The following is a 22447-nucleotide window of genomic DNA, read 5'->3' on the forward strand; positions in this document are numbered from 1 at the left end:
GCAGGCGGATGTCGGCCGAGGTTTCGCCGCCGCGCAGCGGATCGCGCTCCTCGAGCACGGCGGCGAGGTCGGCGGCGAGCGCCGCCTCGGCCGCTCCGCCCTCCCGTGCGGCCGCCATCATCGCCGCGAGCCTGGGATGCGCGCCGAGCCGCGCCATCGCCCGGCCGTGCGGCGTGATCGCGCCCCGCGCGTCGAGCGCGCCGAGCGCGCGCAGGAGGTCACGCCCCGCGGCGAGCGCGCCTGCGGGCGGGGGGTCAAGGAACGGCAGCGCCGCCGGATCGGCGCCCCAGGCGGCCAGATCGAGGGCGAGCGGGGCGAGATCGGCCTCCAGGATCTCCGGCCGATCGGCGGCGGCCAGCCCGCGATGCGCCGCCTCGGTCCAGAGCCGGTAGGCGATGCCCGGCCCGAGCCGGCCGGCGCGCCCGGCGCGCTGGTCGGCGGCGGCCCGGCTGATCCGCACGGTGACGAGCCGCGTCAGCCCCGAGCCGGGATCGAAGCGCGGCGCGCGGCGGAAGCCGCCATCCACGACCGCCGTGACCCCCTCGACCGTCAGGCTCGTCTCGGCGATCGCGGTGGCGAGGATGATCCTGCGCCGTCCCTCGGCGTCGGGGCGCAGCGCGAGGTCCTGCGCCTCGGGCGGAAGCTCGCCGTGCAGCGGGCGGACGACCGCGGGCGCATCGGCGAGCGCCGCCTCGGCCCGGCGGATCTCGGCCATGCCGGGCAGGAAGACGAGCACGTCGCCCGCCGTCTCCGCGAGCGCGCGGCGCGCGGTCGCCGCCGCGACCTCCGGCAGGTCGCGCGCATCGGTGTCGCGGGCGGCCCAGCGGACCGCGACCGGGAACATCCGCCCTTCGGCCGCGATCACCGGTGCTGCGAGCAGGCGCGCGAAGGCCGCGCCGTCCAGCGTGGCGCTCATCGCGACCAGGCGCAGCTCGGGCCTGAGCCCGGCCTGCAGATCGCGCGTCAGCGCAAGCGCGAGATCGGCATCGAGCGAGCGCTCGTGCACCTCGTCGAACACCACCGCCGCCACACCGGCGAGCCCCGGATCGGACTGCAGCCGGCGCACGAGCAGCCCCTCCGTGACGACCTCGATCCGTGTCGCCGACGAGACGGCGGCATCGAGCCGGGTGCGCACGCCCACCGTGGCGCCGACCTTCTCGCCGAGCAGCGCGGCCATGCGTCGGGCGGCGGCGCGCGCGGCCACCCGGCGCGGCTCGAGCACGAGGATGCGCGCGGTCGGGTCGCGCCAGGGTGCCGCCAGCAGCGCGAGCGGCACCACCGTGGTCTTGCCCGCGCCCGGCGGGGCGATCAGGACGGCGTTGCCGCGGCCGAGGGCCTCGCCGAGCGCCGGCAGCGTCTCGGCGACGGGCAGGGCGGCGGCCGCCGCCGGCAGGGGGAACGTCACGCGTGTCTCATGCGTCCGGTCGCGCGTCCGGGCAACCGGCCCTCGTCACCGTCCCGCACCCGGCCACCACCGGCTGTCCCGGGGCTCGCGGCGCCGGATGCGCGCTGCGACGGGCCAAAGCCGAACCGCCGGGGCGGGCGGCGCGGAATGGTCGCACCGCGCCGGCATGGTGCGGAGCCCGGCCAGGGCCTGGAGCGGGTAGCGGGAATCGAACCCGCGCATCCAGCTTGGGAAGCTGGCAGGCTACCATTACATCATACCCGCGCGCAGCCGATGTATAGGGCGTGCCCCCCGCGCCGTTCAAGCCATGCCGACGCGCCGCCGGCGGCGTCTTGATTTCCGGGCGCTGTCGGCCTAGCGATGGCGCCGCGGGCCGAGCCCGCCCTCGCGATTTGTCCGGCCGGCTTGCGGCGAGGTGAAACAAGCGCGACGGGTGCCGAGGCGGCACCCGGCTAAAGAGGCCAGCGTGCGGCGCCGTGCCGTGCGCGTCTCGCATGGCCGGACCCAGACGAGAGAGGGTCCGATGACCGACCGTCCCCGCCCCGCCGCCGCGCCCCGCGCCGCCACGACCGCCGTGCGCGGCGGGCTCGCGCGTAGCCACCATGGCGAGACCTGCGAGGCCCTCTACCTCACCTCCGGCTTCGTCTACGACGACGCGGCCCAGGCCGAGGCGACCTTCCTCGGCGAGGCCGACCACTACCAGTACTCGCGCTTCGGCAATCCGACCGTGACCATGTTCGAGCAGCGCCTCGCCGCCCTCGAGGGGGCCGAAGCCTGCCGCGCCACCGCCTCCGGCATGGCGGCGGTGAATGCCGCCCTGCTCGCGCAGCTGAAGGCGGGCGATCGCGTGGTGGCGTCGCGCGCGCTGTTCGGCTCCTGCCACTGGATCGTCTCGACGCTGCTGCCGAAGTTCGGCATCGAGAGCACCTTCGTCGACGGCACCGATCTCGCGCAGTGGCGGGCGGCCCTGTCCCGGCCGGCGAGCGCGGTGCTGCTGGAGACGCCGTCGAACCCGTGCCTCGACATCATCGACCTTGAAGCGGTCGCGGCACTCGCCCACGATGCCGGCGCGGTGGTGATGGTGGACAACGTGTTCGCGACCCCGCTCCTGCAGCGGCCGCTCGCCTTCGGCGCCGACGTGGTGATCTACTCCGGCACCAAGCACATCGACGGCCAGGGCCGCTGCCTCGGCGGCGCGGTGCTCGGGCGGCGGCGGTGGATCGAGGAGACGCTGCAGCCCTTCATCCGCAACACCGGCCCCGCGATCAGCCCGTTCAACGCCTGGATCATGCTGAAGGGGCTGGAGACCCTGCCCGTGCGGCTCGAGGCGATGTGCCGCTCGGCGGCCGAGATCGCGGACATGCTCGCCGCCGAGCCCGCCGTCGCGCGCGTGCTCTATCCCGGCCGCGCCGATCATCCGCAGCATGCGCTGGCGATGCGCCAGATGTCGGCCGGCGGCACGGTGGTGAGCTTCGAGCTCGCCGGCGGCAAGGAGGCGGCGTTCCGCTTCATGGATGCGCTCGGCCTGATCGACATCAGCAACAACCTGGGCGACGCCAAGAGCCTGGTGACGCATCCCGCCACCACCACGCATATGCGGATCGGGCCGGCGGAGCGCGCGCGCCTGGGCATCGGCGACGGCCTGGTGCGGCTTTCGGTCGGGCTCGAGGACGTGCGCGACCTGATCGAGGACCTGCGTCGCGCGCTGGCCGCCGCGCGCCTCGCCCGCGCCGCCGAGTAGCCGGGGCTTGCGCCGCCCGCGCGGAGTGTCAGAGTCGCGCCCGCGCCCGCATGCGGAGAGGCCATGACGGTCGAGACCTGGATCGCCTTCGTCGCGGCATCGGCGGTGGTGCTCGCGATCCCGGGCCCCACCATCCTGCTGGTGATCGCCCAGTCGCTCGGCGCCGGGCGGCGCGGCGCGCTGCCGCTCGTCGCGGGCGTCGCCTTCGGCGACCTGACGGCGATGACGCTCTCGCTGACCGGGCTCGGCGCGCTGCTCGCCGCCTCCGCGACCGCGTTCACCGTCGTGAAGTGGATCGGCGCGGCCTATCTGATCTGGCTCGGCCTCGCGCTCTGGCGCGCCCCGGTGCCGGCCGACAGTGCGGCTCCGGTCGCGCTGCCCGCCCGGCGCGCCATGCGCGACGCCTATGTGGTGACCGCGCTCAACCCCAAGAGCATCGCCTTCTTCGTCGCCTTCGTCCCCCAGTTCGTCGTCCCCGGCGCCGCCTTCGCGCCGCAGGCGGCGATCCTGATCGCGACCTTCGTCGTCATGGCGGCGGCGAATGCCGCGCTCTATGCGGTGCTGGCGGCGCGGCTCGCCGGCGCGGCGCGGCGGCCCGCCCTGCGGCGCCTCGTCAACCGCGCCGGGGGTGCCATGCTGATCGGCGCCGGGGCCGCGACCGCGGCGATGCGGCGCGTCTGAGGCCGGCGTGGCGGACGGCCACTACACGGAGGTGACGCGCGGCATCCGCGTCAGCGTGCGCACGCAGTTCCTCGAGGAGCAGTCGGCGCCGGACGAGAACCGCTTCGTCTGGGCCTATCGCGTGACGATCGACAACGAGGGCGAGGAGACGGTGCAGCTCCTGCGCCGCACCTGGACCATCACCGACGCGGCAGGGCGCGTGCAGCGCGTGCACGGCCCGGGCGTGGTGGGCGAACAGCCCGTGCTCGGCCCCGGCGAGAGCTTCGAGTACACCTCCGGCACGCCGCTCGGCACGCCCTCGGGCATCATGTCGGGGCTCTACCACATGGTGGTGCGCGATACCGGCGAGATGTTCGACGTGGTGATCCCGGCCTTCTCGCTGGACTCCCCGCACCAGCCGATCCGGCTGCACTGATTTCGTTCGCGCGCAGCCGCCGCACCACCCCTGCGCGCGCTACCCGCCGCACAAGGGGCGAGCCTTTGCGCGGCGGGTATCATCCCCGGAGCACAAGGGTTTGACCTTTGTGCGGAGGGTATGGCGCGCGGGGCTCAAGGGGCGGCCGCGCGCAGAACCAAGGCCTGATGCCCGGCCGGCAAAGGTCGAACCTTTGTCGGCCGGGTATCAGAGGTAGCGCGCGCGCAGATCCACCGACGAGGCGCGGCCGATCTTGTCGAACGCGGTCGCGAGCCAGGCGCGCGCCGCCGCGCGCCCGAGCGCCTTCAGCTCGGCGAGAAACGCCGCATCGCCGTTGAACTTGGTCGAGACGTTGAACCGCGCCATCGCCTCCTCGGCGTGGATGCTGTGCACGAACAGGCGCTTGTAGCGCGCGGGATCGACCGCGCCCTGGTCGAGCAGCTTCTGCACGAAGGCGATCGCGCGCATCTCCGCCATCAGCGCAGTGTTGAAGCTGATCTCGTTGATGCGGTTGATGATCTCGGGCGCGGTGTCGGGCACCTCGGGGCGGTGGATCGGGTTGATCTCCACCACCACCAGGTCGGGCGCGGTGCAGCGGTAGAACATCGGCCAGAGCGCGGGATTGCCCATGTAGCCGCCGTCCCAGTACGCCTCGCCGTCGATCTCCACGGCGCGGTAGAGATGCGGCAGGCAGGCCGAGGCGAGCAGCGCCGGGATCGTCACCTCCTTCTCGGTGAACACCCGGTTGCGCCCGGTGCGCACATTGGTCGCGCTGACGAACAGCCGGTACTGCGTGCAGCCATGCAGGGCCTTGAGGTCGATCAGGTCCTCGAGGATGTCGCGCAGCGGGTTGAGATCGAGCGGGTTGAACTGGGCGGGGGCGAGCGTGCGGGTGAGCGCGTCGAGCGCGAGATAGCCCGCGGTGAAGGTGAGGTCGTGGCCGAACAGGAAGCGCTCGATCGGGTTGGGCCTGAGCGGCGAGCGCTCGAAGGCCTCGGCGATCCGGCCCCAGAACGTCGCGAGTTTCGCGCGCGCCGCCGCCGCGCCGCCCTCGACCAGGCCCTGCACCGTCAGCGCCGCGTTCATCGCGCCCGCCGAGGTGCCCGAGAGCCCGTCGAAGCCGAGCCGCCCGTCCTCGAGCAGGAAGTCGAGCACGCCCCAGGTGAAGGCGCCGTGCGCGCCGCCGCCCTGCAGGGCGAGGTTGACGAGGGGCCGGGGCGCGCGCTCGGCCACCGCGGCTCAGCAGGAGGTGGTGACCGGGCAGTCCTCGGAGGACGGCGGCACCAGCGGATCGGGGCGCCGCACGCCGCCGAACGCGCCCGGGTCGTAGCTCGGGAAGCCCGGCATGCGGCCCATCTGGCGCTGGCGCAACGGCGCCTCCGCCCCGGCGCCGAAGGTCAGCCTGAGGCCGACCAGGCCGATCAGGAACCCGCCGGCGCCGGAGGCGCCGTCGAGCGTCAGCGCCATGTTGCGCGGCAGGAACGGCGGCGCCCATTCGACATTGGCGAAGCCGACACCGCGCCCGTTCTGCCCGCCGATCCCGCCGGTGAAGCCGAGATCGTCGCTCTGGTAGAACGACAGCGCGGCGGTGCCGAACAGCCCCGGGCGGACCTGGCCGGTCGCGGCGCGATCGCCCACCACGTAGCCGGTCTCGCCGCGCAGCGTGAAGGGGCCGAGATGGAGTTCGCCCCGCGCGCCGATGCGGCGCTGCATCAGCCTGTTCTTCTCGCCCCTCTCGGCGAACACCCCGGCGAGCCCGAGCGCCTCGTTCGCCCACCAGAGCTGCAGCCGGCCGCCCGTGCCGTCCGAGCCGCCATAGGCGCCGCCCTGGGCCTCGCCCTGCACGGTGAAGCCGGGGCCGAAATCCAGGCGCAGCGTGCCGTCCAGCAGCCCGGCACCGCTCTGCCCGCCGACCTTGCTGTCGGCGCCGCCGCCGCGCGGCCAGAGCGAGCCGCCGACCGCATCGAGCATGTTGCCCTGCTGCGCCGCCGCAGGCAGGGCGGCCAGACCGGCGACGAGGACGAGGCCAACGCCACGGCGCATCTGAACCTCCAGCGAATCCCCTTCCGGATAGCCGCGCTCGTCGCCCCGGCGCAAGCGCGGGATCGCGGCACTCAGCCGAAACGGCGCAGGAGCGCCACGATCCGCCTCGTCGTCGGCGCGAACAGCCTCGGCGCGAAGGCCTGGCCGGCGGCGCGCTTGCCGGCCTCGGCCAGCGTCGGATAGGGCGCGATCATGCCCGCAACGGTGGAGAGCTTCATTCCGGCTGCGATCGCGAGCCCCCACATCCCGATCATCTCGCCCGCGTGCGGGGCGAGGATGCCGGCGCCGAGGATCCTGCCCCTGCGCGTCGCCACGACCTTCACCAGCCCCCGCGTCGTCCCCTCCGCGACCGCACGGTCGTTCTCGGCGAGCGGCCAGCGCAGGATCGCGAGGTCGCGATGCCCGGCCGCGCGCGCCTCCGCCTCGGTCATGCCGACCTGGGCGAGCTCGGGGTCGAGATAGGTCACGCGCGGCAGGGCGGCGTAGTCCACCTTTGCCGGCAGGCGGAACAGCGCCGAGCGGATCACCACGCCCGCGTGATGGCTGGCGACATGGGTGAACTGGCGCGGCCCCACGCCCTCCACGTCGGCGATGTCGCCGATCGCGTAGACGCGGCGGTTCGAGACGCTGCGCAGACCACGATCGACCTTCACGCCGGACCGCGTCGTTTCGATCCCGGCCTTGTCGAGATCGAGCGTGTCGAGATTGGGCCGGCGGCCGGTGGCGACGAGGAGGTGCGAGCCCTCGATGCGCTCCTCGGCCCCGCCGTCCCCGTCGAGCACGACCGCGATCGCGCCCTCGCGTCCCTCGACGCGGGCGATCGTCACGCCGTCCCGCAGCACGATCCCTTCCGCCTTCAGCGCGAGCAGCGCGCCCTCGACGAGTTCCGGATCGTCGCGGCCGAGCATCGCCGCCGCCTCGAGCACGGTCACCTCCGCGCCGAGGCGGCGATGCGCGAACGCCATCTCCAGCCCGATCGGCCCGCCGCCGATGACGATCAGGTGACGCGGGCGGCTGCGATTCCGCCACAGCGTCTCGTTGGTGAGGTAGGGCACGGCGGCGAGCCCCGGAATCGGCGGCACCGCCGCGCGCGCGCCCGCGGCGATGACGATCCGCCGCGCCGTCAGCGTCTCGCCGTTCACGGCGACGGTGTCGGCGCCGGTGAAGCGCGCCTCGCCGCGGATCACGGTCGCGCCGAGCGCGCGGAAGCGTTCCTCGCTGTCGTTGGGCGCGATCTCGGCGATGGCACGGTGGACGTGATCGAGCGCGCGCGCGAAATCCACCTGCGGCTCGCCGGCGGAGACGCCGAAGCGCGGCGCGGTGCGGATCGCGGCGGCATGGTGCGCGGCGGCAAGCAGCGCCTTGGAGGGCACGCAGCCGAAGTTCAGGCAGTCCCCGCCCATCGCGCCGCGCTCGATCAGCGCCACGGGCACGCCGAGCTGGGCCGCGACCGCGGTGACGGAGAGACCTGCGGCACCCGCGCCGATCACGACGAGGTCGAACGCGCGCCGCTCAGGCATGGGACTTCTCCGCACGGCGCGCGGCGATGCGGCGCCGGATCACGGGGACGAGGGACAGGAGGGCAAGGCCGATGAGCGGCAGCAGCACGCCGGGCGAGAGGATCACGCCGGGATCGGGCCGCCCGCCGGCGGCGAGGATCTCGCCGAGCCCAGCGCCGATGCCGGCGAACACGGCGGTCGCCGGGATGATGCCGAGGAAGGTGCCGAGCGCGTAGGGGCCGAGCCGCATCCCGACCAGCGCCGGGGCGAGGTTGACCAGCCAGAACGGGAACAGCGGTACCAGCCGCAGCACCAGGAGATAGGAGAGGCCGTCGCGCTCCAGCCCGGGACGGATGCGGTCGAGCAGCCGCTCCGCCCGGCGCGCGAGCAGCGGCCCCAGCGCATGCCGCGCGGCCAGGAACAGCAGCACCGCGCCCGCGGTCGCGCCGATCACCGACAGCACCGTGCCCCAGAGATGACCGAACAGCAGCCCGCCGGCCAGCGTCAGGACCACCCCGCCCGGCACCGAGATCGCCACCGCCGCGGCATAGACGGCGAGGAATCCCCCCGCGGCGGCGAGCGGGTTGGCGCGCACCAGGGCGGCGAGGGCGGCGTGATTCGCCGCCAGCGCCTCGGCGGAGAGATGCCGGTCGAGCCCGAGCGCGAAGGCGGCGGCGATGCCGGCGCCGATGAGCGCCAGGGGCCAGAGCCGCCTCCATCCGCCGCGCGGGGGCGCGGTCGCGTCAGCCGTCATGTCGCGAGGGTCCTTTTCCGGCAGGCTTTCCTCCTTCGCCGGCGGCGGTGTCCGGGTTTCACCGCTGCCGGGCGATGCGGCCGAGGCTTGCGGCGGGCGACATTGACGGCCCGAGGTCGCGCTCGCTATAGGCTCCGCCGTCGGAGCGCCGCGCGGACCGGTCGTGCGAGCGCCTCTTCCTATTGCGCCCGAACAGGAGTTCCGCCCGTGGCCAAGCGCACCTATCAGCCGAGCAAGCTCGTCCGCAAGCGCCGCCACGGCTTCCGCGCGCGCATGGCCACGCCGGGAGGCCGCCGGGTGATCGCCGCGCGGCGCGCCAAGGGGCGCAAGCGCCTCTCGGCCTGACCGCGTCGGACCGGGTGCCCGGCACCGCGCCACCTCGCCCTGCCCGGCTGACCCGGCGCGCCGAGTTCCTCGCGGTCGCCGCCAGGGGGCGCAAGCAGGTCATGCCCGGAATGCTGGTCCAGGGGCTGAAGGTCGAAGGGCGCCCGGGGGTGCGGCTCGGCTTCACCTGCTCGCGCAAGATCGGCGGCGCGGTGGCGCGCAACCGCGCCCGAAGGCGGCTGCGCGCCGCCGCCGACGCGGTGCTCCGCCCCGGCCCCGCGGGCTGGGATCTCGTGCTGGTCGGACGGGCCGCCACGCTGGAGCGGCCGTTCGCGGCGCTGGTCGGGGATCTGCGCACCGCCCTCGCCCGGATCGGGGCGGCGCCGTGAGCCCGCTCGCGCATCTGCTGCGCGGGGCGGTGGTGACCTACGAATGGACGCTGCGCCCCGTGATCGGCGCGAACTGCCGCTTCGAGCCCTCGTGCAGCGCCTATGCCAAGGAGGCGATCGCCACCCACGGGGCGGTGAAGGGCGCGGGCCTTGCCGCCTGGCGCATCCTGCGCTGCAACCCGTGGTGCGCGGGCGGGCACGATCCGGTGCCGCGGCGCTGCGATGCCCCCGACAAGGACGGATGATGGTCGACCAGAAGCGCCTGATCGTCGCGATCGCCATCTCGATCGCGATCCTCTTCGCCTTCGAGATGCTCTGGAACCAGCCGCTGCGCGAGGCCGAGCGGGCGCGCCAGGCTGAGCTTGCCGCGCAGGCCGAGCGCGAGGCGCCCCGCCCCCCCGCCATGCCGGGCGAGGCTCCGGCCGCGCTCGGAACCCCCGCGCCGGGCGCGTCCGCGGCTCCCATGCCGGCCACCACCCCGGCGTCCTTGCGCGTGCGCATCGACAGCCCCGACGTGGTCGGCTCGATCAACCTGGTCGGCGCGGTGATCGACGATGTCACGCTGCGCCGCTACGGCGTCACTCCCGACCGCGGCAGCGACCGCGTGCGCGTGCTGAGCCCGCGCGGCGGCCCGGAGGCCTATTTCGCCCAGTTCGGCTGGAGTGCCGTCGGCTCGGGGGTGAAGGTGCCGGCTCCGGACACGGTCTGGCAGACCTCGGCCACGGTGCTGGGGCCGGGACGGCCGGTGACCCTGTTCTGGGACAACGGCGAGGGCCAGCGCTTCGAGATCGCGATCGGCATCGACGAGCATTTCCTGTTCACGGTCGAGCAGCGCGTGATCAACGGTGCGGCCGCAACGGTGGCGGTGAACCCGTGGGGCCGCATCCGGCGCGAATACACGCCCGAGACGGCCGGGTTCTTCATCCTGCACGAGGGGCTGGTCGGCGTGTTCGACGGCCGCCTGACCGAACAGACCTACAAGGCCGCCAGGGACGAGGCTGAGAAGCAGGGAGGGGTCGCGTTCACGCGCGACGGGCGCGGCGGCTGGGCCGGCTTCAGCGACAAGTACTGGCTCGGCGCGCTGATCCCCGACCAGGCGCAGACGACCACCTACACCTGGCGCGTGCCGCAGGAGAACGGCACGCCGCGCTACCAGATCGACTTCCTCGCCGGGGAGAAGCAGATCGGCCCCGGGCTGCGCGAGACCGTGCGCAGCTACCTGTTCGCCGGCGCCAAGGAGGTCGCGCTGCTCGACCGCTACGCCGCGCAGCTGCGCGTCGAGGGGCTCGACAAGGCGATCGACTGGGGCTGGTTCTACTTCCTGACGCGCCCGTTCTTCTGGGCCCTGCACTGGCTCGGCGAGCTCTTCGGCAATTACGGGGTGGCGATCCTGATCTTCACCCTGTTCCTGAAAGGACTGTTCTTCCCGCTCGCCAACAAGTCGTACAAGGCGATGAGCAAGATGAAGCTGCTCGCGCCGAAGATGCAGGAGCTCAAGGAGAAGTACAAGGACGACCCGGCCAAGCTGCAGCAGGAGATGATGGCCCTCTACAGGCGCGAGAAGGTCAATCCCGTCTCCGGCTGCCTGCCGATCATCCTGCAGATCCCCGTGTTCTTCGCGCTCTACAAGGTGCTGTTCGTCACCATCGAGATGCGCCATGCGCCGTTCTTCGGCTGGATCCGCGACCTCTCCGCGCCTGACCCGACCAACATCTTCACGCTGTTCGGGCTGATCCCCTGGGACCCGACGGTGATCCCGATCTTCGGCCCCTTCCTGCATCTCGGCATCTGGCCGCTGATCATGGGGGCCACGATGTACTTCCAGCAGAAGCTGAACCCCACGCCGCCGGACCCGGTGCAGCAGAAGGTGTTCATGCTGATGCCCTTCGTGTTCACCTTCATGCTGGCCTCGTTCCCGTCCGGCCTGGTGATCTACTGGTCGTGGAACAACCTGCTCTCGATCGCCCAGCAATGGCTGATCATGCGCCGGGTGGCGCAGCAGCAGCCCGCGCCCGCCAAGACGTGAGCCGCCCGCCGGGCGGGCTTGCCGAGGCGCGGGACGAGGCCGCCCGCGCCGGCCTGATCGAGGCCGGGCGGGTGCTGTTCGCCGGCGCGTGCGCCTTCGTGCATGCCGCCCAGACGCTGGATCAGCTCCCGCCGCCGCGCGGGCCGGAGGTGGCCTTCGCCGGCCGGTCGAACGTGGGCAAGTCGTCCCTGCTCAACGCGCTCACCGGCCGGCACGGGCTCGCCCGCGTCTCGGCCACGCCGGGGCGGACGAAGCAGCTCAACTTCTTCGACCTCGCCGGCCGTCTCCTGCTCGTCGACATGCCCGGCTACGGCTATGCCGAGGCGGCGAAGAGCGTGAAGCAGGCCTGGCAGGGCACGATGTTCGGCTATCTGCGCGGCCGCCCGACGCTCCGGCGCGTGGTGCTGCTGATCGACGCGCGCGTCGGCTTCAAGCCGGCCGATGCGGCCGCGATGGCGCTCATGGACGAGGCGGCGGTGGCGTTCCAGCTCGTGCTGACCAAGGCCGACAAGGTGAAGCCGCCGGTGCTCGCCGCGCTCGCGGCGAAGGCCGCGGCGGTCGCGCGCGGCCACACGGCGGCGCATCCGCTGGTGCTCGCCACCAGCGCCGCGACCGGCCTCGGCATCCCGGAACTGCGCGCGGAACTGGCCGCCCTCGCTTGACCGCGCGCGGGCCCGCCCGCTATGCGCGCCGCGGCAGACGGAGGAGGGCCGGATGGGCAGCGGCGGCGTGGCGACGGGCGAGCAGCGGGCGCGGATCCTGTCCGAGGCGCTGCCCTTCCTGCTGCGCTACGACGAGGCGACGATCGTCATCAAGTACGGCGGCCACGCCATGGGCGAGGAGGATCTCGCCGTCACCTTCGGCCGCGACGTCGCCTGGCTGCAGCTCTCGGGCCTCTACCCGGTCGTGGTGCATGGCGGCGGCCCGCAGATCAACGCCATGCTCGAGCGGCTGCAGATCAAGTCCACCTTCGTCGACGGGCTGCGCGTGACCGACGAGAAGATGGTCGAGGTGGTCGAGATGGTGCTCGCCGGCATCGTCAACAAGCAGGTCGCCTCGCTGATCACCCAGGCCGGGGTGATGGCGGTCGGGCTCTCCGGCAAGGACGGCGGACTGATCCGCGCGCGCAAGATGACGCGCACGAAACGGGATCCGGAGTCGAACATCGAGCGCGCGCTCGATCTCGGCTATGTCGGCGAGCCCGAGCACATCGACACGCGCGTGCTCGAGGCGCTGAAGGGGGCCGAGATCGTGCCGGTGATCGCCCCCGTCGGCCTCGGCCCCGACGGGCGCACCTACAACATCAACGCCGACACCGTGGCCGGCGCGGTCGCCGGCGCGCTGAAGGCCAAGCGCCTGCTGATGCTGACGGACGTTCCCGGCGTGCTCGACCGCGACAAGCGGCTGATCCCGGAACTGACCGCAAGCCAGGCCGAGGCGATGATCGCCGACGGCACCATCTCGGGCGGCATGATCCCGAAGGTCGAGCACTGCCTCGCGGCCGTGAAGGCCGGCGCGGAGGCGGCGGTGATCCTGGATGGCCGCGTGCCGCACGCGATCCTGCTCGAGCTCTTCACCGAGCAGGGCGCGGGAACCCTGATCCGGCTGTAGCGGGCCGCCGCGCCCGACGCCTGCCCCGGCGCCGTTCGGCGCGCGGCCGCCCCGCCAGCCCCGCGCGCGATACCCTCCGCACACGGGTCGAGCCTTGGTGCTCCGGGTATCAGCCCGAGGCGGGCTGCATCGCCTGCGGCGCGGTCGCCTGATGGCGCTGGGCGGCGGCGCTCTCGCGCGCGAGGAAGGCGAGGTGCCAGCGCATCTCCTCCTCGGTCAGCGGCCAGGTGCCGGCCGGCGCGGCGAGGATCGCGTCGGGCGGCAGCCGGCCGAGCAGCCCCTGCACGCTGGCCGCCGCGCGCATCGAGAACCCGGCCTTCCAGCAGAGCGCCACCAGACCCTTGGCGCTGCGCAGATTGGCCGCGCGCTCGACGACCGAGAGCGCGACATCGGCCGCGCGCGCGAGCATCGCCGCCACCATGCGCACCTCGCCGCGATCCGCGGCGGCGAGCAGATGCGCCTCGGTCAGCCGTCCGCGCGACTTGAGCTCGCCCGCGGCGGCGAAGGCATCGACCGGCAGCGGCAGGTCGGACCGGTGCGTCGGCACCGAGGGCGTCCCCCACGCGATCTGCTTCACCACCTGACGGCGCAGGAACTCGGCGGTCGCGGGATCGAGATCGGGCCGTGTCGCGAGTGCCTGCACCAGGTGCTCGGCGACGATGGCGGAAAGCGCCCGCGCCGCGCGCGCCGACAGATGCGGCCGGTGCACCAGGGGCTCGTGCCACTCGACATGTTCCGAGGCGCGCGCGATCAGGGCGTCGAGCGTGGCCTCGCGGATCTGCGCCGAACGGTTGCGCAACAGGGCGGTGATCGCCGGCGAGTTCGCCGTCTGGGCGATCGCGTCGGAGACGGTCTCGTTCAGATGCGGCCGCCGGGCGATTGCGCTCACGGTCTCCGGCCCGGGCGGGGCGTGCACGAGCGCGAGCAGATCCTCGGTCGAGAGCAGCGGCGAGAGCTCGAGCACCGGCCCCGCGACCGGAATCTCGGTGTCCTGCGCCAGCGCCAGCACGAGATCGCGCGGCGCGTCGGGCATGGACTTGACGACCTCGGCGATCGCGGCGCGCACCTGCACGGCGGTGTCGCGCACCAGCCGCGCCAGCGTCTCGGCGGTCAGCTTCTGCAGCCGGTCCTGGCTGTTCGGATCGAGCTGCGGCGCGAGCGCGGCGATCTTGCGGGCGAGGGCCACGCGCACCCGCTCGTCGGCGTCGTCGGCGAGCAGCCGGTCGGCCTGCGGCGGGGTCTGGCCGTTGGCCGCGACCGCCACGCGGACGTCGCTGTCGCGGTCGGCGGCGAGGTAGAACAGCAGTTCCGGCGCCATGTCGGCGCGCCGGGCGAGGGCCGCGCGCTCGTCGGTGCTGCCGTGGCGCGCGATGCGCTTGGCGTCCTCGTAATCGGCCGCCCGCATGGGCGGACGCCGGATCGTGCTCATGGCGCTGCGAGGCTCCACCCGGCCTTGCCACCGCGCTTGGCGGCGTACATTGCCGCATCGGCGCGGATCATCAGGTGGCTCGCCGCCTCGCGCGTGCCTGGGGCGCGGATGGCGATGCCGACGGAGAGCGACATCCGCGTCTCCTCGTCGGGCGCGTGATGGGCGAGCGCGAGCGGCGCATCGGCGACGATGCGCTCGGCCCGACCGATGGCGATGCGCTGGTCCGCCCCGTCGAGCCAGAGCGCGAACTCGTCGCCGCCGATGCGCGCGACCAGGTCGGTCGGACGCACCGCCGCGCGCAGGAGCCCGGCCGCCGCGCGGATCGCGGCATCGCCCGCCTCGTGGCCGCGCCGGTCGTTCACCGGCTTGAGATTGTCGAGATCGACGAACAGCAGCGCCCCGGGCTGGGACTGCCGGTCCAGCCGCTCGAGCCGGCGCTCCAGCTCCTCGAAGAAGGCCCGGCGATTCAGGAGCCCGGTCAGCGGGTCGGTGCGCGCCTGGCGCAGCATCTCGGCCTGCATCGCCTCCTGGGCGAGCAGCAGCCCGACGAAATCGGCCGCGGCGTGGATCAGCATCCGCTCCTCGGCATCCCAGGGGCGCGCGCCCGGGCCGCGCCAGATCATCAGCAGCCCGCCCCCGCCGCCCGGCTGCAACGCGGCCGCCGCGGCGAGCGGGCGGCCATCCGCCCCGTGCTCCGTCACCGTATCCGGGCCTGACCCGGGATCGAGCCGCGTCGCGGCCGCGACCAGCGCCGGGATGGTCTCGCCCACCGTCACCACGGGCGCGAGGCCCTGGTCGGTGCGGCGGAGGATGGCGGCGCCGGCCGCGCCCAGCGCCGGCATCATCGCGCGCGCCGCGCCGGCCAGCATGTCCTTGGCGAGCACCTCGCTGCGCGTCTCCTGCAGCACCGCATCGATCAGCGCCTCGCGCCTGAGCGCCGTGGCGAGCGCGCCGGTGCTGCGTTCCTCCTCGGTGACGTCGCGGCCGACGCCGCGCGCGCCGATCAGCGTGCCGTCGGCGTCGACCAGCGGCACGCCGGCGAAGGAGAGGCAGGCGAGCCGCCCGTCCGCCCGGCGCAGCCAGGCGCGCACGCCGCGGCGCTGGCGATCGGGGCGGAAGGGCGAGAAGGTGGGCATCCCGGCCGGACCCTCGGCCAGCACGTCATCCGCCGATCGGCCGATCAGCTCTCCCGCCGCCCAGCCCAGGACGGGATCGGGGAAGACGAATGTGAAGCGGCCCTCCGCGTCCGTCTCCCAGGCGAAGTCGGCCGCCATGTCGACGAGATCGCGCCAGCGCTGGCGGCTGTCGAGCAGCGCGTCGCGCAGTGCGCTGTCGAAATGAGATGGCGCGAGATCGAGGGTCATCCCGGACGTCCGTGCTGCGGCTTGCCGAGTGAACCCCGATCCGCGTTAACGCCGGGTTGCCGGGCGGCCACGCCGTTGACAGGGGGAACCCGTGCCGCGAGGCTCGCGCCCGGCCAGCACAGGGGAGAGACCGCGGCATGGACGGGGCGCTGCAGGACGAGATCGAGGCGCTGTGGGAGCGGCGGGCGGAGCTCTCGCCCGCGACCGGCGGCCGCGCGCGCGAGGCGGTGGAGGCGGCGCTCGAGGCGCTCGACTCCGGGGCGGCGCGCGTCGCCTCGCCCGGGCCGGACGGCTGGGTCGTCCACGAATGGCTGAAGAAGGCCGTGCTGCTCTCGTTCCGCCTGGCCGACAGCCGCCCGATGGACACCGCCGCCGGCGCCTTCGACAAGGTGCCGCTGAAATGCGCGGGCTGGGACGAGAGCCGCTTCCGCGCCGCCGGGTTCCGCGCCGTGCCGGGGTCGGTGGTGCGCCGGTCGGCCTATGTCGCCCCGGGCGTGGTGCTGATGCCCTGCTTCGTGAATGTCGGCGCCTATGTCGACGCCGGCACGATGGTGGACACCTGGGCGACCGTCGGCTCCTGCGCACAGATCGGCCGGAACTGCCACATCTCGGGCGGTGCGGGGATCGGCGGCGTGCTCGAGCCGCTGCAGGCCGCCCCCGTGATCATCGAGGACGAGTGCTTCATCGGCGCGCGGGCGGAGGTGGCCGAGGGGGTGATCGTCGAGCGCGGCTCGGTGCTGTCGATGGGGGTCTATCTCGGGGCGAGCACCAAGATCATCGACCGCGCCACCGGCGAGGTGTTCATGGGCCGCGTCCCCGCCTACTCCGTGGTCGTGCCGGGCAGCCTGCCCGGCCGGCCGCTGCCGGACGGCTCGCCCGGCCCCGCGCTCTACTGCGCGGTGATCGTCAAGCGCGTGGACGAGAGGACGCGCGCCAGGACCTCCATCAACGACCTGCTGCGTGACTGAACCGGGCGACCTCGCCGACCCGCTGCCGCTCGCCGCGGCGCTGATCCGCTGCCCCTCCGTCACCCCCGAGGATGCGGGCGCGCAGCGCGTGCTGGCCGCGGCGCTGACCCGGCTCGGCTTCGCCTGCTCGGAGCTGACCTACGGGCAGGTGCGCAACCTCTATGCCCGCATCGGCAGCGGCCGGCCGGTGCTCTGCTTCGCCGGCCACACCGATGTCGTGCCGCCGGGGGCCGGGGCCTGGACCGTCGATCCCTTCGGCGCGGAGCTGCGCGACGGACTGCTCTACGGGCGGGGAGCGGTCGACATGAAGGGCAACATCGCCGCCTTCGTCGCCGCCCTGGCCGCCTGGCTCGGCCGTCACGGCGGGCGCCCGCCCGTCGCCGTCGCGCTGCTGATCACCGGCGACGAGGAGGGCGAGGCGGTGGACGGCACCGCGAAGGTGCTCGAGTGGATGGCGGCGCAGCGGGAGATCCCGGGGTTCTGCCTCGTGGGCGAGCCGACCTCGGTGGCGACACTGGGTGACCTCGTGAAGATCGGCCGGCGCGGATCGCTGAGTGCCCGGCTGGTGGTGGAGGGCACGCAGGGCCACGTCGCCTATCCGCAGCGCGCCGACAACCCGGTGCACCGGCTGGTGCGCGTGCTGCACTCGCTGACCGAGCGCCCGCTCGATCAGGGCACGGCGTGGTTCGAGCCCTCGACCCTGCAGGTCACCAGCGTCGATGTCGGCAACCCGGCGGGCAACGTGATCCCGCCGCGCGCCGAGGCGCGGTGGAACATCCGCTTCAACGACCGCCACACGGCGGCGAGCCTGGAGGCCTGGATGCGCGGGATCATCGCCGCCGCGGCGCCGCGCCACGAGGTGGCGTTCTCGTGCTCGGGCGAGGCGTTCCTGACCACGCCGGGGGCGGAGGTCGAGCGGCTCGTCGGCGCGATCGCGGCCGCCACGGGGGTGACGCCGCGGCTCGACACCGGCGGCGGCACCTCGGATGCGCGCTTCATCGCGCGCTACTGCGCGGTCGCCGAGTTCGGCCTGGTCGGCAGCACCATGCACCAGGCCGACGAGCGCGTGCCGGTCGCGGAGTTGCGCGCGCTCGCCCGCGCCTACGAACGCATCCTGGACGCCTTCGCGACGTGAGCGCGCGCGACGTCGCGGCGGGGCTGGCCTCGGTGTCGCTGCTGGCGCGCGGCCGCGCGATCGGGCTCGATCTGCTCGACGGCACGCCTGCCGGCGCCTGGCGCAGCTTCGCCGCCATGTTCGTCGCCGCGCCGTTCTTCCTGGCGCTGAAGCTGCTCTCGAGCCCGCCGATGGTGGCCGAGGCCGATCCGCTGCGGCTCTGGATCGCCGAGGCGATCGGCTACGTGACGGGCTGGTTCGCCCTGCCGCTGACGATGCTGGCGATCGCCCGCGCGATGCACCGGCTGCACCGCTGGCCGCTCTTCGTCTGCGCCTGGAACTGGACCAACCTGTTCCAGGTCCTGGTGTTCCTCGCCGGCGCCCTGCTCGCCGCCGTGCTGCCGCACGGGCTCGGCCAGCTGGTCACGCTGGTCGCGCTCGGCTACGTGCTCTGGCTGCAGTGGTTCGTCGCGCGCGAGGCGCTGGACGTGCCGGGGCCGCGCGCGGTCGCCGTGGTCGGGGTGGACCTGGTGCTCGGCCTGTTCATCTCGGGGCTGACGCTGTCGATCGGCCTCGCGCGCTGACGCCCGTCCGTGCGGCAGGCGATCTCGGGCCGCCGCGGCGCGGCGCTCCGGCGGCAGGCGATCATGCGCGGATCACAAGGGGTTGACCTTTGTGCGGAGGGTATGGCGCGCGGGGCTCAAGGGGCGGCCGCGCGCAAAACCAAGGCCTGATGCCCGGCCGGCACAGGTCGAACCTCTGTCGGCCGGGTATCAGTCGGCGGCGTGCGCCGGGAGGGGCTCGATGCGCGCGGCGCAGTACTTGAACCCGGGGATCTTGCCGAACGGATCGAGGGCCGGGTGGGTGAGCAGGTTCGCCGCCGCCTCGCGATAGGCGAAGGGGATGAACACCATCCCCTCCGGCAGGCCGGGCTCGGCGCGCAGTGCGAGCTCGACCGCGCCGCGCCGCGTCGCCACGCGCACCCGTTCGCCCGCCCGCAGGCCCCGCCGGCGCAGCTCCGCCGGCGCGAGACTCGCCGCGGGGGCGGGTTCGAGCGCGTCGAGCACCGCCGCGCGGCGCGTCATCGTGCCGGTGTGCCAGTGCTCGAGCTGGCGGCCGGTGACCAGCACCAGGGGGTAGGTGTCGTCGGGCAGCTCCGCCGGATCGGAGAGCCCCGCCGGCACCAGCCGCGCACGGCCGCTGGGCGTGGGGAAGCGGTCGGCGAAGACGATCTCCTCGCCGGGCCGGTCGGGGCCGCGCGTCGGGTAGGTGACGGCGCCCTCGCGCTCGAGCCGCTCCCAGGTGATGTGCGCGAGCGAGGGCATCAGCGCGGCCATCTCGGCATAGACCTCGCCGACCGGACGGTGCTGCCAGGGCAGGCCGAGCCGGCGGGCGAGCTCGACGATGATCCAGAGATCCTGCCGCGCCTCCCCGGGCGGCTTCAGCGCGGCGCGGCCGATCTGCACCTGGCGGTTGGTGTTCGTCACCGTGCCGGTCTTCTCGGGCCAAGCGCTTGCCGGCAGCACGACATCGGCGAGCGCTGCCGTTTCGGTCAGGAACAGGTCCTGCACGACGAGGTGGTCGAGCCGGGCGAGCGCGTCTCGGGCGTGCGCGGCGTCCGGATCGCTCATCGCCGGGTTCTCGCCCATGATGTACATGCCGCGGATCCGGCGCTCGTGGGCGGCGTTCAGGATTTCGACCACGGTCAGGCCGGGCTCGGGGTCGAGCGCCGTGCCCCAGGCCGCCTCGAAGCGCGCGCGCGCCTCGCCGTCGCCGACGCGCCGGTAGTCGGGCAGCATCATCGGGATCAGCCCCGCGTCGGAGGCGCCCTGGACGTTGTTCTGGCCGCGGAGCGGATGCAGCCCCGTGCCGGGACGGCCGATCTGGCCACAGATCAGCGCGAGCGCGATCAGCGCGCGCGCGTTGTCGGTGCCGTGCACCGACTGGCTGATGCCCATGCCCCAGAGGATCAGGGCCGCGCGCGCGGTCGCGAAGGCGCGCGCGACGGTCCGGATGGTCTCGGCCCTCACGCCGCAGAGGGGCTCCATCGCTTCGGGCGTGAACGCGCGCACATGCGCGGCGAGCGCCTCGAAGCCCTCGGTGTGTGCGGCGACGTACTGGCGGTCGTGGAGCCCCTCCGTCACCACGACGTTGAGCAGGGCGTTGAGCAGCGCGACATCCGCGCCGGGCCTGAAGCGCAGCACGTGGCGCGCATGGGCGTCGAGCGGCGTCGCGCGCGGATCGGCCACCACCAGCGTGGCACCGCGCGCCGCCGCGTCCTTGAGGAAGGTCGCGGCCACGGGGTGGTTCTCGGCCGGGTTGGCGCCGATCACCAGGATGACATCGGCATCCCTCGCCGCGGTGAAGGGCGCGGTGACCGCGCCGCTGCCGATCCCCTCCAGCAATGCGGCGACCGAGGCGGCGTGGCAGAGCCGCGTGCAGTGATCGACGTTGTTGGTGCCGAAGCCGGTGCGCACCAGCTTCTGGAACAGATAGGCCTCCTCGTTGGAGCCCTTGGCGCTGCCGAAGCCGGCCAGCGCCGATGGGCCGGCCGTGTCGCGGATGCGGCGCAGCCCCGCGGTGGCACGATCGAGCGCCTCCTCCCAGCTCGCCGCGCGGAACTTCGCGCGTGCCGCACGCGGATCGGCGGCATCCGCCCCGTCCTTGGCCGCGCCCTCGATCCGCACCAGCGGCACGGTCAGCCGGTCCGGGTGCGTCACGTAGTCGAAGCCGAACCGCCCCTTCACGCAGAGCCGGCCGAGATTGGCCGGACCGTTGCGGCCCGTGACCTCGACGATGCGGTCGTCCTTGACGTGAAAGTCCACCTGGCAGCCGACGCCGCAATACGGGCAGACCGAGGGGACGACGCGATCCGGCACGGCGCCGCGCACGCCCTCGCGCACCACCGATCTGGGCAGGAGGGCGCCCGTCGGGCAGGCCTGCACGCACTCGCCGCAGGCCACGCAGGTGCTCTCGCCCATCGGCCGGGCGGCGTCGAACACCACGCGCACGCCCTCGCCGCGCCCGGCGATGCCGATGACGTCGTTGTGCTGCACCTCGCGGCAGGCGCGTTCGCAGAGACCGCAGGCGATGCAGGCATCGAGCTGCACCAGCATGGCGGGATGGCTCGCATCCGGCGCCGGCGCCCCGGCGCCGGGCGCGAAGCGGCTCGCCGTGACGCCGAGGGCGGCGGCGAAGCGCGCGAAGGGCCCGTGCGGATCACGCGGCGCGTGGTCGGCGAGCAGCAGCTCGAACACCATGCGCCGCGTGCGCACGGCCCGCTCGCTTGCCGTGCGCACCACCATGCCGGGTGCCGGCCTGCGGAGGCAGGAGGCGGCGAGCACGCGTTCGCCCTCGATCTCCACCAGGCAGGCGCGGCAGTTGCCGTCCGGGCGGTAGCCTGGCTGGTCGAGATGGCAGAGATGCGGGATCTCGGTGCCGAGTCGCCTGGCGACCTGCCAGATCGTCTCGCCCGCGCGCGCTTCGACCGCGGCACCGTCGAGGACGAAGGTCACGCTCACGGCACGGCCTCCGGGATGTGGCGGATCAGCGACAGCACCGGGTTCATCGCCGCCTGGCCGAGCCCGCAGATCGATCCGTCCGCCATCGCGGCGGCGAGCTCGGTCAGCAGAGCACGGTCCCAGACCGGCGCCTCCAGCAGCGCCGCCGCCTTCGCCGTGCCGACGCGGCACGGCGTGCACTGGCCGCAGGACTCGTCGCGGAAGAAGCGGAGGAGGTTGCGTGCGGCCTCCGCAAGGTCGTCCCGGTCCGACAGCACGATCACCGCGCCCGAACCGACGAAGCAGCCCTGCGGCTCGAGCGTGCCGAAATCGAGCGGCAGGTCGGCCATCGCGGCGGGCAGGATGCCGCCGGAGGCGCCGCCCGGGAGGTAGGCGGCGAAGCGGTGGCCTGCCGTCATGCCGCCGCAGAACTCCTCGACCAGCTCGCGCGCGGTGATGCCGGCGGGCGCGTCCTTCACGCCCGGATCGCGCACGCGGCCCGAGACCGAATAGAGGCGCCGTCCCGTGCGCCCGTGCCGCCCCTGTCCGGCGAACGCCTCCGCTCCGCCCGCCACGATCTCCGGCAGCCACCACAGCGTCTCGACATTGTGGATCAGCGTCGGCCGGCCGAACAGGCCGCGTTCGCCCGGAAACGGCGGCTTGTGGCGCGGATAGCCGCGTCGCCCCTCGAGGCTCTCGAGCAGCGCGGTCTCCTCGCCGCAGACATAGGCGCCGGCGCCACGCCGCAGGTGGATCTCGCCGCGGAACAAGCCGGCCGCGCGCAGATCGGCGATCGCCTGGCGCAGCGGCGCGAACAGGTGATGGTACTCGTCGCGCAGGTAGATCCAGCAGGTCTCCGCCTCGATCGCGCGCGCCGCGATCAGCATCCCTTCCAGCACGCGATGCGGCTCGGTCTCCAGGCACCAGCGGTCCTTGAAGGTGCCGGGCTCGCCCTCGTCGGCGTTCACGACGAGATGGCGCGGGCCCGGATGGGCGCGCGTCAGCCGCCACTTGCGGGCCGCCGGGAAACCGGCGCCGCCGAGTCCGCGCAGCCCCGCCCGCTCGACCAGCGCGGTCAGGGTATCGGGATCGCCAGCGGCACCGAGCGCGGCACGTTCCGCGCGCGCTTCGGCGTCGAGCACAACGGCCAGACCCTGCTCGCCGAGGGCAGCTACTCCAAGGGC

At 73.9% G+C, this 22447-nt stretch carries 21 protein-coding genes, 1 tRNA gene and 1 riboswitch; of the genes, 12 read left to right on the top strand and 10 right to left on the bottom strand.

The genetic code is table 11. The features are described 5' to 3' along the window. On the bottom strand, positions 1–1405 hold a 1405-nt coding region (gene hrpB, locus FK498_RS09205; RefSeq protein ID WP_141853808.1), incomplete at its 3' end, for an ATP-dependent helicase HrpB. Positions 1406–1595: 190 nt separating this feature from the next. Next, positions 1596–1669, bottom strand: a tRNA-Gly gene (locus FK498_RS09210). Between the two features lie 119 nt (positions 1670–1788). Beyond that, positions 1789–1831: riboswitch (SAM riboswitch) on the top strand. 97 nt (positions 1832–1928) lie between these two features. On the opposite strand from FK498_RS09210, the gene metZ reads away from it, so the two are divergent. The 3 genes from metZ to apaG all read left to right on the top strand — a co-directional run bounded on the left by metZ (position 1929) and on the right by apaG (position 4242). After that, entirely contained in the window at positions 1929–3146 is a 1218-nt protein-coding gene (gene metZ, locus FK498_RS09215; RefSeq protein ID WP_141853810.1) for an O-succinylhomoserine sulfhydrylase, read from the top strand. 63 nt (positions 3147–3209) lie between these two features. Then, positions 3210–3827, top strand: a complete 618-nt coding sequence (locus FK498_RS09220) for a LysE family translocator (protein WP_141853812.1) — start codon at positions 3210–3212, stop codon at positions 3825–3827. 7 nt (positions 3828–3834) lie between these two features. Beyond that, positions 3835–4242, top strand: coding sequence for a Co2+/Mg2+ efflux protein ApaG (gene apaG, locus FK498_RS09225; RefSeq protein WP_141853814.1), 408 nt, complete (start codon positions 3835–3837; stop codon positions 4240–4242). 207 nt (positions 4243–4449) lie between these two features. Here apaG and FK498_RS09230 read toward each other — a convergent pair whose 3' ends face one another. The 4 genes from FK498_RS09230 to FK498_RS09245 all read right to left on the bottom strand — a co-directional run bounded on the left by FK498_RS09230 (position 4450) and on the right by FK498_RS09245 (position 8538). After that, positions 4450–5475, bottom strand: coding sequence for a patatin-like phospholipase family protein (locus tag FK498_RS09230; protein WP_141853816.1), 1026 nt, complete (start codon positions 5473–5475; stop codon positions 4450–4452). A 6-nt stretch (positions 5476–5481) separates the two neighbouring features. Next, positions 5482–6285 carry a hypothetical protein gene (locus tag FK498_RS09235; RefSeq protein WP_141853818.1) on the bottom strand — a complete coding sequence of 268 codons (804 nt, stop codon included), beginning with the start codon at positions 6283–6285 and terminating at the stop codon, positions 5482–5484. A 71-nt stretch (positions 6286–6356) separates the two neighbouring features. Then, a complete protein-coding gene (locus FK498_RS09240; RefSeq protein ID WP_141853820.1) occupies positions 6357–7805 on the bottom strand; it encodes an NAD(P)/FAD-dependent oxidoreductase in 1449 nt (482 codons plus the stop codon). Then, complete coding sequence (locus tag FK498_RS09245; RefSeq protein ID WP_141853822.1) at positions 7798–8538, bottom strand: TVP38/TMEM64 family protein; 741 nt, start codon at positions 8536–8538, stop codon at positions 7798–7800. Before FK498_RS09245 ends, FK498_RS09240 begins: the two co-directional genes overlap by 8 nt. Before the next feature lie 207 nt (positions 8539–8745). On the opposite strand from FK498_RS09245, the gene rpmH reads away from it, so the two are divergent. From rpmH to argB, 6 genes are read left to right on the top strand one after another with little or no spacing between them, the layout of a single operon-like run. Then, entirely contained in the window at positions 8746–8883 is a 138-nt protein-coding gene (gene rpmH, locus FK498_RS09250; RefSeq protein WP_141853824.1) for a 50S ribosomal protein L34, read from the top strand. Between the two features lie 14 nt (positions 8884–8897). Beyond that, the gene (gene rnpA, locus FK498_RS09255; protein WP_141853826.1) at positions 8898–9251 is read left to right on the top strand and encodes a ribonuclease P protein component; all 354 of its coding nucleotides are present in this window, start codon (positions 8898–8900) and stop codon (positions 9249–9251) included. Continuing rightward, positions 9248–9496, top strand: a complete 249-nt coding sequence (gene yidD / locus FK498_RS09260) for a membrane protein insertion efficiency factor YidD (protein ID WP_141853828.1) — start codon at positions 9248–9250, stop codon at positions 9494–9496. The genes rnpA and yidD overlap by 4 nt, the downstream gene beginning before the upstream one ends. Then, complete coding sequence (yidC, locus tag FK498_RS09265; protein ID WP_141853833.1) at positions 9496–11277, top strand: membrane protein insertase YidC; 1782 nt, start codon at positions 9496–9498, stop codon at positions 11275–11277. Before yidD ends, yidC begins: the two co-directional genes overlap by 1 nt. After that, entirely contained in the window at positions 11223–11939 is a 717-nt protein-coding gene (gene yihA / locus FK498_RS09270; protein ID WP_141853835.1) for a ribosome biogenesis GTP-binding protein YihA/YsxC, read from the top strand. Before yidC ends, yihA begins: the two co-directional genes overlap by 55 nt. Before the next feature lie 52 nt (positions 11940–11991). Beyond that, positions 11992–12888 carry an acetylglutamate kinase gene (gene argB / locus FK498_RS09275; RefSeq protein WP_141853837.1) on the top strand — a complete coding sequence of 299 codons (897 nt, stop codon included), beginning with the start codon at positions 11992–11994 and terminating at the stop codon, positions 12886–12888. 109 nt (positions 12889–12997) lie between these two features. On the opposite strand, the gene FK498_RS09280 is transcribed toward argB, so the two are convergent. Both FK498_RS09280 and FK498_RS09285 read right to left on the bottom strand, forming a co-directional pair. After that, positions 12998–14317 carry a DUF2336 domain-containing protein gene (locus tag FK498_RS09280; protein WP_141853839.1) on the bottom strand — a complete coding sequence of 440 codons (1320 nt, stop codon included), beginning with the start codon at positions 14315–14317 and terminating at the stop codon, positions 12998–13000. Beyond that, the gene (locus FK498_RS09285; protein WP_141853841.1) at positions 14314–15681 is read right to left on the bottom strand and encodes a diguanylate cyclase domain-containing protein; all 1368 of its coding nucleotides are present in this window, start codon (positions 15679–15681) and stop codon (positions 14314–14316) included. Before FK498_RS09285 ends, FK498_RS09280 begins: the two co-directional genes overlap by 4 nt. Before the next feature lie 137 nt (positions 15682–15818). On the opposite strand from FK498_RS09285, the gene dapD reads away from it, so the two are divergent. From dapD to FK498_RS09300, 3 genes are read left to right on the top strand one after another with little or no spacing between them, the layout of a single operon-like run. Continuing rightward, on the top strand, positions 15819–16649 hold the full coding sequence (dapD, locus tag FK498_RS09290) for a 2,3,4,5-tetrahydropyridine-2,6-dicarboxylate N-succinyltransferase (RefSeq protein WP_141853843.1): 831 nt from the start codon (positions 15819–15821) through the stop codon (positions 16647–16649). Then, the gene (gene dapE, locus FK498_RS09295; protein WP_141853844.1) at positions 16642–17784 is read left to right on the top strand and encodes a succinyl-diaminopimelate desuccinylase; all 1143 of its coding nucleotides are present in this window, start codon (positions 16642–16644) and stop codon (positions 17782–17784) included. Before dapD ends, dapE begins: the two co-directional genes overlap by 8 nt. Next, on the top strand, positions 17781–18347 hold the full coding sequence (locus FK498_RS09300; protein WP_141853846.1) for a hypothetical protein: 567 nt from the start codon (positions 17781–17783) through the stop codon (positions 18345–18347). Before dapE ends, FK498_RS09300 begins: the two co-directional genes overlap by 4 nt. 189 nt (positions 18348–18536) lie before the next feature. Here FK498_RS09300 and fdhF read toward each other — a convergent pair whose 3' ends face one another. Next, positions 18537–21284: a formate dehydrogenase subunit alpha gene (fdhF, locus tag FK498_RS09305; RefSeq protein WP_141853848.1), complete on the bottom strand. Its 2748-nt coding sequence runs from the start codon at positions 21282–21284 to the stop codon at positions 18537–18539. Then, positions 21281–22447 (bottom strand): NADH-quinone oxidoreductase subunit F (locus tag FK498_RS09310; RefSeq protein WP_141853850.1); only part of this gene is annotated, 1167 nt, incomplete at its 5' end. The genes FK498_RS09310 and fdhF, both read right to left, overlap by 4 nt.

Origin of the sequence: Elioraea sp. Yellowstone (assembly GCF_006704265.1) — a bacterium.
Taxonomy (GTDB): domain Bacteria; phylum Pseudomonadota; class Alphaproteobacteria; order Acetobacterales; family Acetobacteraceae; genus Elioraea.